The organism is Kribbella antiqua, assembly GCF_004345665.1.
GTDB lineage: Bacteria > Actinomycetota > Actinomycetes > Propionibacteriales > Kribbellaceae > Kribbella > Kribbella antiqua.
The window spans coordinates 109,927-122,851 of the sequence record NZ_SLWR01000008.1 but is presented as its reverse complement, the minus strand read 5'-3'; the positions used below and the strand labels follow the sequence as shown (position 1 = coordinate 122,851).

Below are 12,925 nucleotides of genomic sequence, written 5' to 3'. Positions count from 1 at the left end.
AGAGTTCGTCACAGCGGGTGAACGGATGACAGGTCGCCACGATCGGCTGACACCGTGTCGTCCGAACGGCTGACGGGGTCAGCCGAGGGCGGTGTGGAGGCGTAGGGCTACCTGGAGGTCCAGGGCGTGGTCTGGGTGTTGCCAGCCGTCGCCGAGGAGGGCGCTGATGCGGTCCAGGCGTTGCTGGACTGTGTTGGGGTGGATGTGCAGGGCGGTGGCCGCGCGGGTGGGGCTCTGGCCTGCGGCGAAGTACGCGTGGAGGGTGCCGATCAGGTCGGTGCCGCGCTGGGCGTCGTACTGGAGGACCGAGCCGAGGACGTGTTCTACATGGGCTCGTACGTCGACATCCGCAGCACCGACCAGACCGGCGACTCCCAGGTCGTCTGGCGTTGCGGACTCGCCGCTGCGGCCGAGGCGCAGCATGGTCGTTGCCAGACGGGCCGCCTGGCGGTGTGCCTCGACTAGTGCCGAGCCCCAGGCCGCTGGGCCTGTCACGGCGATCGTGACACCGGTCCGCTTGGCTACCTCGGTCAGTTCGCGTGCCGCGCGTACGGCGTCGGGTAGTGCGAGCAGCAGCACGAGGTCGCCGCCGTACGGGCCGGAGAGGACGAGCTTGTCCTCTAGCGGTGCGGGCATGCGAGCGCGTACGGCGGAGTGGTCGCCGCGGCAGACTGCTACGACCAGCCGGTCGTGGCGGCGGCTGGGTGCGAGGAGGCGGAGCCGGTCGGTCAGTGTGCGTGGGTCTGCGCTTCCACTGAGTACGTCGGCCAGGAGATCCGCCTGTGCACGTTGGGATTGCTCAGCGGCCTGGCGACGGAAGAGCAGCACCAGAGCGGTCACGACTGCGGCACGTTCGACGATGCGCTGGTCGGCGCCGGACAGGTCGTCCACGCCGCCGATGACCAGTGCGCCGAGACGCTCGCCCTTCGCGGTCGCAGCGACGACCCAGCAGTCGCCGATCCGTGTCAGCCGGCCAGACTCCGACTCCTGCCAAGGGACAGCAGAGTCCTGCGCGGCACCAGCTACAGCCAACTCGTTGCCGACAGCATCGACGAGAACGACCCACACGTCGAGCAGCTCGGCCAGTGCGGCGGCGATCGCGTCCACATCCCCACCGGACAACACGATGTCAGCAAACCGGTCGTGCGCCGCGGCCGCGTGCTCAACACCGGCGTGGGCTGCGGAGAGCTGGTCCAGCGCTGCCGCGGTCTCTGCAGCTGCTCGTACCTGGACGATCGTCACAGCCGCCAGTGCGGCGAGTGAGCCGAGTAGCGACACCTCCTCGCGGCTGAACGGCCGGCGTGTCCGGTTGGAGGCGAACAGCACGCCGACAAAGGCTCCGTCGACTATGAGCGGCGTACCGCAGATGGCGACGAGGCCCTCCTCCCCCACTGCGGAGTCGATGGGCGTTGTGTGACGGAATCGTCGGTCGGACGGGTAGTCCGCCGTCCAGTAGGGCTTGTGCGTCTCCGCGACCAGACCGCCGAGCCCTGCGCCCAGTGGCAACCGCAGCTGTTGGAAGGCTGCTGACACCGACCCGTCCGTCGCACGCATGTACGTATCGCCGTGTGCGGCGTCGTACAGGGTCAGGTAGGCGACGTCCGTCCCGATGAGCGTCCGGGCGCGGTGGACGATGGTGTCGAGTACGCCGCCTGGGTCGCGGGCGGAGGCGAGTTCGCGGGCAACGTCCACCAGGGCGGACAGCTCGGCCTCACGCTTCTTGCTGGCATCGATGCCGGCTCGGACGCGGAGGGCGAGGTCGCGTGCCACCGCGTCCTCGCCCGCCGCCCGGGCCAGCTCACTCCCGGGCGCATCCTCGGCCAGCAGCCTGAGAAGCTCCTCCACGTTCGTGATGATGCCACCTAGACCCGGGTGAGGTCCCGGCGGTGAGTTTCGGAGTACGACGTCACGGCGATGACCGAGATGGCTGCGCACACTGCGACGTACACGGCGATCGCGTAGCCCGAGTCGTACGCCTTCAGCAGTGCCACCGCGATGAACGGCGCCAGACCACCGGCGATGATCGACGCGAGCTGGTAGCCGACCGAGACACCGGAGTAGCGCACCCGCGTCCCGAACAGCTCGGTGAAGAAGGACGCCTGCGGCCCGTACATCGCACCGTGCAGCACCAGCCCGACAGTCACCGCGAGCGTCGCGAGGGCGAAGTTCTTCGTGTCCACCAAGCTCACGAAGACGAAAGCCCAGATACCGACTCCGAACGCACCGACCAGGTAGACCGGCTTCCGGCCGATCCGGTCCGACAGGGCACCCCACAGCGGGATCGCGCAGAAGTGCACGGCCGCACCGATCAGTACGGCGTTCAGCGCGAACGACTTGCCCATGCCCAGGTGTTCCTTGGCGTACGTCGCGATGACGATGGTGAAGATGTAGTAGCTCACGTTCTCCGCCATGCGCGCACCCATCGCGGTCAGTACCTCACGCGGGTACTTGGTGAGCACCTCCATCAGCGGCAGCTTGTCCGACGGCTGCTGCTTCGCCCGCGCCTCCTTGAACACCGGCGACTCCTCGATGCGCAGCCGCACCCAGAGCCCGACCAGCACCAGTACGGCGGACAGCAGGAACGGGATGCGCCAGCCCCACGAGTCGAACGCCGCGTCCGACTGGAAAGCCGCCAGCCCGGCCAGTACGCCGTTGGCGATCAGCTGACCCGCTGGAGCACCGGCCTGCGGCCAGGAGGCCCAGAACCCTCGCCGTGCCGGGTCACCATGCTCCGACACGATCAGTACGGCGCCACCCCACTCACCACCGAGTGCGAACCCCTGCACCAGCCGCAGCACGGTCAGCAGGATCGGAGCGAGCGCACCGACCTGCGCGTACGTCGGCAGCAGGCCGATGGCGAAGGTGGCGATCCCCATCATGAGCAGCGACAGCACCAGGAGGTTCTTACGACCCAGGCGGTCGCCGAAGTGGCCGAACACGACTCCGCCGATCGGACGGGCGAAGAACCCGACGGCGAAGGTGGCGAAGCTCAGCAGGGTCCCGGTGAGCTCCTCGCCCTTGGGGAAGAACAAGTCGCCGAACACGACCGACGCGGCGACGCCGTACAGGAAGAAGTCGTACCACTCGACGGTGGTACCGACCAGACTGGCGCCGACCACCCGGACAATCGGTGTGCGGGTACGGACTGGTTCTGTTGCTGTCATGGCGGGCTCTCCTGAGCTAGTGGGCGGTCCAGCCGCCGTCGAGTACGAACGAGCTCCCCGTGATGGAGGCCGAGGCCGGGCCGCAGAGCACCGCGACCAGCTCTGCCACTTCGGCCGGCTCGATCAGCCGCTTCACCGCGACCGGCTCGAGCAGGACCTTGTCGAGCACCTCTGACTCAGACAGGCCGTGAGTAGCCGCCTGATCCGCCAGCTGCGCGGTGACGAGCGGCGTACGGACGTAGGCCGGGTTCACGCAGTTGCTGGTCACTCCGTGCGGCGCACCCTCCAGTGCGACCACTTTGCTGAGTCCTTCCAGCCCGTGCTTGGCAGCGACGTACGCCGCTTTGAACGGGCTGGCCCGGAGTCCGTGCACCGAGCTGATGTTGACCACCCGGCCCCACCCGGCGCCGTACATGTGCGGGAGGGTCTGACGGATCAGGCGGAACGGTGACTCGAGCATGAGCCGCACGATGTAGCTGAAACGCTCCGGTGGGAACTGTTCGAGTGGTGCGACCTGCTGGACCCCCGCGTTGTTCACGAGGATGTCCACGTCCTTGGGCAGGTCTTCCAGGCGCTCCAGGTCGGCCAGGTCGGCTACCACCGTCTCCACACCCTCGAGTGCTTCGAGTCCGGCGGCGTCGTAGTCGACCGCGACGACCTGCACGCCGTCAGCCGCCAGGCGCTGGGCACAGGCAGCGCCGATGCCGGACGCAGCTCCGGTGACAAGGGCTCGACGGGTCTCCATGGCCGATGACTGTAGAAATCCGCGGCCCGGCGCACTATGGGCTGGGACCACATAACTCCACGGCCACTGGTGGCGGGTGCCGCCACTTGTCCACAACCTCGCCTATCAATCCGGCGCGTGCTGATAGCCGGGCCTATTGTTGAAGCATGGTCGATATCGAACAGCCGAAGAAGAAGGCCGCCGGCGTCCCCGCGGTGCTGTCGTCGTTCAAGTTCGGTTTCCGGGAGATGGGCCCGGCGCGGACCGGCAAGGTGTTCCTGAAGATGAACCAGGACGGCGGCTTCGACTGCCCGTCCTGCGCCTGGCCGGACCCCGACCACAAGCGCAAACACGCGGCCGAGTTCTGCGAGAACGGTGCCAAGGCGGTGGCCTGGGAGGCGACCCGCAAGCGGGTGCCGCGAGCCTTCTTCGCCGAGCACTCGGTCGAGGCGATGCACGAGATCTCCGAGTTCGAGCTGGGCAAGCTCGGCCGGCTCACCGAGCCGCTGCTGCTCCGCGCCGGCGCCACCCACTACGAACCGGTCGGCTGGGAAGAGGCCTTCCGGGTCGTCGCGCGGCATCTCAAAGGCCTCGACAACCCTGATGACGCCGTCTTCTACACCTCCGGCCGGACCAGCAACGAGGCTGCGTTCCTCTACCAACTGTTCGTCCGCGCGTACGGCACGAACAACCTGCCGGACTGCTCCAACATGTGCCACGAATCCTCCGGTACGGCGCTCTCACGCGTGATCGGCAGCGGCAAGGGCGCCGTCACGCTGGAGATGCTGGAGCAGGCCGAACTGATCGTCGTCGTCGGGCAGAACCCAGGCACCAACGCACCGCGGATGCTCAGTCACCTGGAGATCGCCAAGCGCAACGGCGCCGGCATCGTCTCGGTCAACCCCCTGCCCGAGCCGGGCCTGATGAACTTCAAGAACCCGCAGCGCCCGAGCGGCTGGATCGGCAAGGGTACGCCGCTGGCCGACCAGCACCTGCAGATCCGGATCGGTGGGGACCAGGCCCTGTTCCTTGCCGTCGGCCACCTTCTGCTCGAGGCCGAGGCGGCGAACCCAGGGACCGTGCTGGACAAGGCTTTCATCGAGAGTCACACCAGCGGCTACGACCTCTACGCCAAGCAGAACGCCGAGCTCGACTGGCCCGCCGTCGAGCTGGCGACCGGCTTGCGTCGTACGGAAATCGAGGAGTTCACCCAGCGATTCATCAAGTCCAAGGCAACGGTGATCTGCTGGGCGATGGGCCTGACGCAGCACCGTGAGGCGGTCGCGACGATCAGCGAGATCGTCAACGTGCTGCTCCTGCAGGGCAACATCGGCAAGCCGGGCGCAGGGCCGTGCCCGGTGCGTGGGCACTCGAACGTCCAGGGCGATCGCAGCATGGGGATCTGGGAGAAGATGCCGGACGCGTTCCTGGACAAACTGGACGCCGAGTTCGCCATCACATCTCCCCGCGAGCACGGTGTCGACGCGGCCGGGACAGTACGGCGGTTGCGGGACGGCGCCGTCCGGGTGTTCATCGCGATGGGTGGAAACTTCGCGTCCGCGACCCCCGACACCGAGGTCGTTCACCGGGGTCTGCGGCAGTGCGACCTGACCGTGCACGTGTCGACGAAGCTCAACCGGTCGCATACGGTCACCGGCCGGGAGGCCCTGATCCTGCCGACCCTCGGGCGGACCGACCACGACCACACCGCGGCGGGTCCGCAGTCGGTGACGGTCGAGGACTCCCAAGGCGCCGTCCATCTGTCGACCGGCAACCTGATCCCGCCGGGTCCGGAGCTGAAGTCGGAGATCGGCATCATCTGCGGGCTGGCGCAGGCCGTCGTACCGGATGCCGGCGAGATTCCGTGGGCCGACTTCGCCGATGACTACAGCCTGATCCGGCAGCGGATCGGTCGGGTGGCCGACGGGTATGAGGACTTCGAGGAGCGGCTGCGAGCCAACGAGGGCGGATTCCTGCTTGCGCACGCCGCCCGGGACAAACGCGAGTTCCGGACCTCCGACGCCCACGCGCAATTCACCGCCAACGAGCTGAGTTGGTTGCCGACGGCACCTGGTCGGCTGTTGCTGCAGACGATGCGCAGCCACGACCAGTTCAACACCACCATCTACGGCCTGGAAGACCGGTACCGCGGCGTCCACGGGACGCGCGAAGTGGTCTTCGTGAACCCACAGGACCTCGCCGACCTCGGCTTGAAGGACGGCGCGTACGTCGACATCGTCAGCGAGTTCGCGGGGGTCGAACGACGCGCCTCCGGGTTCCGGCTGGTGTCGTATCCGACCGCGCGCGGCTGCGTCGCGGCGTACTACCCGGAAACCAACGTCCTCATGTCCGCCGACGACCTCGCCAAGGGCAGCAACACGCCAGTGGCCAAGGGGCTGACGGTCAGGCTCGAGCCAGTCTCGTCCTGAACCAGGGCTGGAGAATCGCGAGTACGACGGACACCACAGCGCTGGAGAGCCAGAGTGCTTCTGGTCCGATCTTGAGCAGCTGCGTCACCGTCAGCGGCGCGATCGTGGTCGCGACACCCCAGCTGAGGCCGAAGACGGCCAGATAGCGACCGCGTGCATGGTCGGGCGCGAGTCCGGAGGCCAGTGTGAGGTAGCGGGTGAGGAGGAACAGGTCGCCCAGGCTCCACAGCAATGTGGCTATGAGGAAGGCCGTGAGGCTCTGCGAGAAGGCAGTGACTGCCAGGCCTGCTGCGAGCAGGATGTAGCCGACTGTCATCGCTCGGAAGTCGTCGAGGTGCCGCACCCGCAGCAGTCGCTGGCCGACGATCAGAGTGACCGCGGAGACGGCGAGGATGAAGCCGGTGCCTGACTTCGGCAGACCTTGTTCGAGAAGCGTCAGCGGCAGCCCGATGATCAGCTGCATGTAGACGGTCGCGAAGACCGTGCCGCTGACTAGCAGGAGCACGAGCCGTCGGTCGCGCCATACCGCTGGCGCCGCCTGCTCACGATGCCGTCGTATGTCGGCCGGCAACGCCTTTGCGACCAGCGCCGCACACGCCAGACAGCTGAGCGCGTCGGCGACGAACAACCAGCGCAGGTCCCAGTGACTGACGGCTGCCGCGAGCAGACCGGCCAGGACACCGGCAGCGGCCATCGCCGCACCGAGCAGCCCATACGCTCTCGGGCGGTCGACGGGCTCAGTGACGTCGGCGATCGTCGCCTGGCTGGGTGGCTCGTAGATCTCGAAGGCCAGGCCGAGGAGAAGAGTGGCCACGACGGCGGACCAGAGTTGCGTCGAGACGGCGATCCAGAGCTGGGCGACCGCACAGCCGGTGAGGCCGAGAACGATCGTACGTCGACGTCCGAGACGGTCGGCGAGTTGACCGCCGAGCAGCCTGGACGGGATCGTGGCGGCGCCGAACAGAGCCACGATCAGCCCGGTCTCGGTGAGCGAGGCACCGAATTCGACGGTGAGCACCACGCCGAGGAACGGCAAGGTGAAGGCGCCGATCCGGTTGACGGTACGGGCCACCACCAGGATCCATACAGCTGGGGAGAGCCCGCTCCACGGGGCGATCCTGGTTGGTGTGCTCACCGCGATCTCCTCTCGCGTGACTATCTAAAGCGATATGGTTAGTCACGCAGGTTCGACTGTACGGAGAGAGCTCGTGACTGGTCAAGTGTCGTTTGATAGTCATACACGGAGTGTGCTGGCGGCTGCCGTCGAGTACGTGAACCGGTTGACGCCCGGCCACTCCGGCGGCGCGCCCTTCGCCGCGCCGGCCGATGAGTCGCAGGCGGTCGCGGACTCGCTGGTGGCCATCGGGTACCCGCAGCCCGCCGTACGCGCGGCTGACGCACGACGGCTCGCATCGCTGGCGGGACGGATGCGGATCGTGTTCGAGGCGGCTCACACGGGAGACCTGGACCGGGCGGCGACCGAGGTCAACGCGCTGCTGCTGGACACCAATGCACGACCTCAGCTCGACCGCGGCCGCGGCAAGGGGTGGAGCCTGCACTTCCACGGACCCAACGACGAACTGGCCAACGGCTGGGCAGCCGGCTGCGCCGCCGGTCTCGCCATAGCCCTCGGCAGCGACCTCGGCGGCCGCCTCGGCGTCTGCGCCGCCCCACTCTGCGACCGCGTCTTCGTCGACACCTCACGCAACGCCCAACGCCGCTTCTGCTCCCCCCAATGCCAAAGCCGAGCCAAAGCAGCCGCCCACCGAGCCCGCCAACACCCACCCACCACCTAACCCACCCATCCGCCTCCGCCCGCTGCGCACCCCACCGCAGCGCACGACCGGACAACACACGGGGCACAGCGGGCTGGGGTGGCTAGGGGTGCGGGTGCGGGGTGAGGGTTGGGTTGGTGGGGTCTTGGTTGTTCAGGACGAGTTGGGCTCGGTCGCGGGGTTGGATCTGGTTGACGTAGAGCTGTTCGCCGGGGATGTACTTGGTGCGGTAGCGGTGTTCGGCGGCTTCGGCGGAGGTCATCCATTGCTGGTCGCGGGCGATTCCGCGGCGGAGGACTTCGTCGAAGGTGACGTCTACGTAGATGCGAAGATCCCAGTAGGCGTCCAGCTCCGGGCGTTGCAGGAATGCCCCGTCGGCGAGCAGGACGGCATCGGCGGCGGCCAACTCGACCGATGGTTCGAGGTAAGTCTGCGCGGAGGGGTCCATGACGCCGGCCGAGTACTGTCGATCGCCGCCTGGGCCGAGCGGGATCAACAGCCGGTCGCGAATCGCATCGTTGTCCCAGGAGTCCAGGTAGTAGCTCTCCGGCGAGTCGTGCGGATACGCCGTCCGTAACTTGGGAGCACGCTTGAAGTCGATCCCCACCCGGATGACCTGGCGCTCGGAGCGATCACGCAGTACTTGCGCCAGTTCATCGGCCAGCGTCGTCTTACCCGCCGCCGAACACCCATCGATCGCGACCCGCACCGGATGCGTCCGTTCCACCTTCAGCACCAGCTCCGCCAACTCCGCCAGTACTTCAGCCCGCTCACCCACGCCGTCCTCTTTCCCCAAGGCCGCTCAAACCCGACGGACACCGCACGCTACCCCCGGCCGATCCACCCCACCACCCAACTAACCAGCCTTCCGCCCCGCAAAACCAGCCTCACGAGGTAGTTGCCTAGGGCATCAGTAGCGGGATACGTAACGGATGGCCGGTTGCAGCAGGCCAGCGGTGACATAACCCGCCAGTGGCGGGCTTTGGTGGTGGAAGGGTCGATGGCTCGGCCAGGAGAGTTGGGCGGTGGCGGGCTTTGGTGGTGGAAAGCCGCGCGCCTCGCCCGAGTGGGTCGGGCGAGGCGCGGAGGGTCGTGCTGGGGGTTAGCCGACTGGTGTTAGTTCGCGCTCCTCCTCCGCCGGGGCTGGGGCCGCGTGCTTGGGGTGGCGGCCGCGGAGCCAGCGGGGGGCCCACCAGTTGGTGTCGCCCAGGAGGATCATCGCGCTGGGGAGGACGACGGCTCGGATGATGGTGGCGTCGATGAGGATCGCCACCGCGAGGCCGACGCCGAGTTGCTTCATGTCCAGAGTGCTGAGCGTGGCGAAGACCGCGAAGACGCCGATCATGACGGCAGCCGCGCTGGTCACGACGCCGGCGGAGCCGGTGATGCCTTCGGCAACGGCCTGCTTGGTCGGGACGCCGCGGAGGACCGCCTCGCGGATCCGGCTGACGACGAACACGTGGTAGTCCATCGACAGTCCGAACAGCACCACGAAGAGGAACAGCGGCAGCCAGGAGACCACCGACCCGTTCGAGCGGAAGTCGAGGATGCCTTCGGCCCAAGTGTTCTGGAAGACCGCGGTGACGACGCCGTACGCCGCTCCCGCGCTCAGCATGTTCAGCAGGATCGCGGTGACCGCGACCACCACGGACCGGAACGTCACCATCATCACGATCAGCGTCAGCAGCAGCACGAACCCGATCACCAGCGGCAGCTTCGCTCGCGTGTGAGCCGCATAGTCGACATCAGCCGCAACGAAGCCGCCAACGGCGTACTCGACTCCTGGCACCTTGCCGACCGTCTCCGGCATCAGTTCGTTGCGCAGCTTGGTCAGGGAGTCGCGGGCCTGCTGGCTACCACCCTCGTACGGCGTGGCGACCTCGAGCACGGTGACGGTGCCGTCCTTGGAGACGCGTGGCTCTTCCAAGCCGTCCTGCGCGAACAGCTTGTCGTTCTGCTTGCGCTGGACCAGCTCAGCCAGGGCGGCTTTCACTGCCGGCTGCTGGTTGGCAGGCGCGCGTACGGCGACCTCGTGGCTGGTGCCGGTGCTCGGGAAGGCTGCGGTGAGCCGGTCGTACGCCTTCATCACCGCGGTGTCACGCGGCAGATCCTCGGTGCCTGGGAACTTCAGCGTCATGCCCAGTGCAGGCGAAGCGACGGCGAGCAGTGCGGTGACGGCAACGAGCAGCGTGGCGACCGGGTGCTTCAGCGCGGGCTTCAGCACGGCCGGCCAGAACCGCGGCTGCCCCTTGCTTGCGGTAAGCCGCCACAGGAACGGGATCCGCGGACGGTCCACCCACCGGCCGAGCTTCGCGAGTACGGCGGGCAGCACGGTGAGCGAGCCGACGACGGCCACGGCGACGACCAGGATCGAGCCGACCGCGAAGGACGAGAAGACCGCGTCCCGGGCCAGGAACAAGCCGGCCATCGAGATGATCACCGCCGTACCGGAGACGACGACGGCGTGACCAGAGGTGGCCGCGGCGATCTCGACCGCGTCGACGTGACCGCGGCCCTTGGCGCGTTCCTCGCGTTCGCGGCGGAGGTAGAAGAGCGAGTAGTCGACGCCGACCGCCATACCGATCAGCAGGATCACGCTGTTGACCGCATCGACCGCCGGCACCAGCTGCGAAGCGGCCGCGGACAGGCCGATCGCGGCGACGACAGCCGAGAGCGCCAGGAGCAGCGGGACCGAGGCGGCGATGAGCGCGCCGAACGCGACCAAGAGGATCGCCAGGGTCACCGGCAGGCTGAACATCTCCGCGCGTTTGAAGTCCTTGCCGAGGGTCTCGTTGAGGGCCTTGTCGATGGACAGGCCGCCGACCTCCTCGATCCGGAGGTTCGGATACTGCTGCTGGATCTGTGCCGTGGTGTCGAGCAACGGCTGTACCCGGTTGTCATTGTCGCCGTCCTTCAGGGTGACCCTGACGATGAGCGCGTCCTTCTTCGGTGACGGCATCGGCTGAGCGACCTCCGCGACCCCACCGAGGGCGCGCATCCGCTGGATCACCACACTGGCCGCCTTGGCTGCCTCCGCCTGGTCGAGCGTCCCGGCCGGCGACGTGATCAGCACGCTCTCCACGTCCGGGTCGGCGAAGTTGCCGGACTTGACGATGTTGTCGGCGCGGGTCACCTCGCCGATGTCACTGTCGCTGTCGTCGGCCTGCTTCGTGCCGGTCACCGAGCCGATCGCGAAGCAAGCGATCACGACGGCCACCCACATCGCGATCGCCCGCCACGGATGGGTGGCACTCCATCGCGCCGCCCGGACCGTGATCTGTCCCCTGGACATGCTTCCCTGCCCCTCTGCGCCCCCTCGGCGCCCCACCCAGCGCTGCCTGGCGCGACGCTGGCTACGGGACAAAGCCTGGCTGGCGGAGGCAGGTCACGACCATGCAGGAAGCCACCGAGTTCACCCTGAGGAAAACCCCACCCCACCCTTTCCCGTACGCCCTACGCTCCCCGGGTCCCCCTCCCCTCGCACGGTGTCACTGGCGGCGGCACGGTGGCTTCAGTGGCGGGTCAGAAGTCCTCGGGGTTGAGGGAGGAGGCGGCGGAGATGCCTTCCAGGTAGCCCTCGGCGCGCTCGGCTTTCGGGTAGCGGTGGACCAGCGCCCAGAAGGCGGCGTTGTGGGCCGGTTCGACCAGGTGGGCCAGCTCGTGGATGAGGACGTAGTCGACGACCCAGCCCGGCATCGACTGCAAACGGGTCGACAACCGGATCGACCGGTCCGCCGGAGTGCACGATCCCCACCGTCTGTTTTGGTTCGAAACCCACCTCACAGACGCAGGTTCGGGCACTTCGGGGAGGTGGCGACACGCGAGTTCGTGTGCTCTGGCCAACAATTTTTCGTCCGACACGCGGGATCGGCTGCGCTGCTTGTCCAGCCGCGCCAGCATGGTCTCGACCCAGCGTGCCTCCTCGGTGGCGGACAGCCGGTCGGGCATCAGCACGACCACCCGCTCGCCGTCCCGGTACGCGCTGACGGTCCGCTTGCGCCGCTTGCTGCGGCGGATATCCACATACGGCGGGATCGGGCGCGGTGGAGAGTCGGCCATGGCTCAAAAATGTACCCCCCGAATCCGACAACTTTCTTCCGTCCACATCCTGTGCATCGACGTTTCCGCAGGTCAGATGCCAGATCTTGAACCCTTCGACCATCGTTGTTCACATCCTGTTCCCCTGCCCGTCCACAGTCGCGGACGGCGCGTCCCACAGGTTGCACACAGGGTTATCCACAGGGGTGGACAACCGGGGCTTGCCAGCACCGCGGCCGCCTCCTAGCGTCGAAGACAGCAGGCTCCCGGACCGCCTCCGGGGCCGTTCGGAGGGGAAGCCGAGCGGTTCCGAAGGCGGACCACCGGGAGCCTGCTCTGTGCTGCCGGCAGGTTCGGAAAAGGCTTTCCTCGGCTGTTCCCAGCGGCGCGCGAGCCGGGAGGTGCGCTTGAGCGTGCGCCTGGCTGCCGTAGGGTGAATCCCGACTGGGCCGAACGGCCTACGGCAGGACGGTCTGCCGTTAGCATCCACGACTGCCCGGGGTGGGAACCCCGGGCTGGTATTCAGAGCAAGGAGAGGGCCCTCATGGCAGAGACCTGGAGCGGCGAGTTCTACTGCGTCAAGTGCAAGGCCAAGCGCACCGCCGACGGCGAGGTCAAGGTCAACGACAAGGGCACGCGCATGGCCAAGGCCAAGTGCCCCGAGTGCGGTACGAACCTGAACCGGATCCTCGGCAAGGCCTGACGCACCAAGTCGTAGGGGCGGTGCCGGACACGCAGAGTGTGTCCGGCACCGCCCCTCCGTCGTCCAGGCTTGGGCGACCCGACAGAATGGGA

At 67.7% G+C, this 12,925-nt stretch carries 10 protein-coding genes; 3 read left to right on the top strand and 7 right to left on the bottom strand.

Going from position 1 to position 12,925, the window contains the following annotated elements; translation table 11 throughout:
- Nucleotides 1-78: 78 nt before the first annotated feature.
- Genes EV646_RS22895 through EV646_RS22885 form a run of 3 tightly spaced genes read right to left on the bottom strand, consistent with a single transcriptional unit; the run spans nt 79 to nt 3,909 of the window.
- Nucleotides 79-1,845, bottom strand: a complete 1,767-nt coding sequence (locus tag EV646_RS22895; protein ID WP_132151830.1) for a helix-turn-helix domain-containing protein — start codon at nt 1,843-1,845, stop codon at nt 79-81.
- Nucleotides 1,846-1,862: 17 nt separating this feature from the next.
- Nucleotides 1,863-3,164, bottom strand: coding sequence for an MFS transporter (locus tag EV646_RS22890; RefSeq protein ID WP_132151824.1), 1,302 nt, complete (start codon nt 3,162-3,164; stop codon nt 1,863-1,865).
- 16 nt (nt 3,165-3,180) lie between these two features.
- Entirely contained in the window at nt 3,181-3,909 is a 729-nt protein-coding gene (locus EV646_RS22885) for a 3-hydroxybutyrate dehydrogenase (RefSeq protein ID WP_132151822.1), read from the bottom strand.
- Between the two features lie 146 nt (nt 3,910-4,055).
- On the opposite strand from EV646_RS22885, the gene EV646_RS22880 reads away from it, so the two are divergent.
- On the top strand, nt 4,056-6,317 hold the full coding sequence (locus EV646_RS22880) for an FdhF/YdeP family oxidoreductase (protein ID WP_132151820.1): 2,262 nt from the start codon (nt 4,056-4,058) through the stop codon (nt 6,315-6,317).
- Here EV646_RS22880 and EV646_RS22875 read toward each other — a convergent pair.
- On the bottom strand, nt 6,292-7,452 hold the full coding sequence (locus EV646_RS22875; RefSeq protein WP_132151818.1) for an MFS transporter: 1,161 nt from the start codon (nt 7,450-7,452) through the stop codon (nt 6,292-6,294). The two genes, EV646_RS22880 and EV646_RS22875, sit on opposite strands and share 26 nt — an antisense overlap.
- A 112-nt stretch (nt 7,453-7,564) precedes the next feature.
- Here EV646_RS22875 and EV646_RS22870 point away from each other — a divergent pair, with 112 nt between their 5' ends.
- Nucleotides 7,565-8,113 carry a CGNR zinc finger domain-containing protein gene (locus EV646_RS22870; protein WP_241996266.1) on the top strand — a complete coding sequence of 183 codons (549 nt, stop codon included), beginning with the start codon at nt 7,565-7,567 and terminating at the stop codon, nt 8,111-8,113.
- A gap of 82 nt (nt 8,114-8,195) precedes the next feature.
- Here the strand turns inward: EV646_RS22870 and EV646_RS22865 are convergent, their stop codons facing one another.
- The 3 genes from EV646_RS22865 to EV646_RS22855 all read right to left on the bottom strand — a co-directional run bounded on the left by EV646_RS22865 (nt 8,196) and on the right by EV646_RS22855 (nt 12,151).
- Entirely contained in the window at nt 8,196-8,870 is a 675-nt protein-coding gene (locus EV646_RS22865; RefSeq protein ID WP_132151814.1) for a nucleoside/nucleotide kinase family protein, read from the bottom strand.
- A 324-nt stretch (nt 8,871-9,194) separates the two neighbouring features.
- Nucleotides 9,195-11,384 (bottom strand): MMPL family transporter, encoded by a 2,190-nt coding sequence (locus EV646_RS22860; protein ID WP_132151812.1) that lies wholly within the window; start codon nt 11,382-11,384, stop codon nt 9,195-9,197.
- A 230-nt stretch (nt 11,385-11,614) separates the two neighbouring features.
- On the bottom strand, nt 11,615-12,151 hold the full coding sequence (locus EV646_RS22855) for a M48 family metallopeptidase (RefSeq protein WP_132151810.1): 537 nt from the start codon (nt 12,149-12,151) through the stop codon (nt 11,615-11,617).
- Between the two features lie 523 nt (nt 12,152-12,674).
- Between EV646_RS22855 and EV646_RS39425 the strand changes: the two genes are divergently transcribed.
- Nucleotides 12,675-12,833: a DUF5679 domain-containing protein gene (locus EV646_RS39425; protein ID WP_012922897.1), complete on the top strand. Its 159-nt coding sequence runs from the start codon at nt 12,675-12,677 to the stop codon at nt 12,831-12,833.
- Nucleotides 12,834-12,925 lie beyond the last annotated feature (92 nt).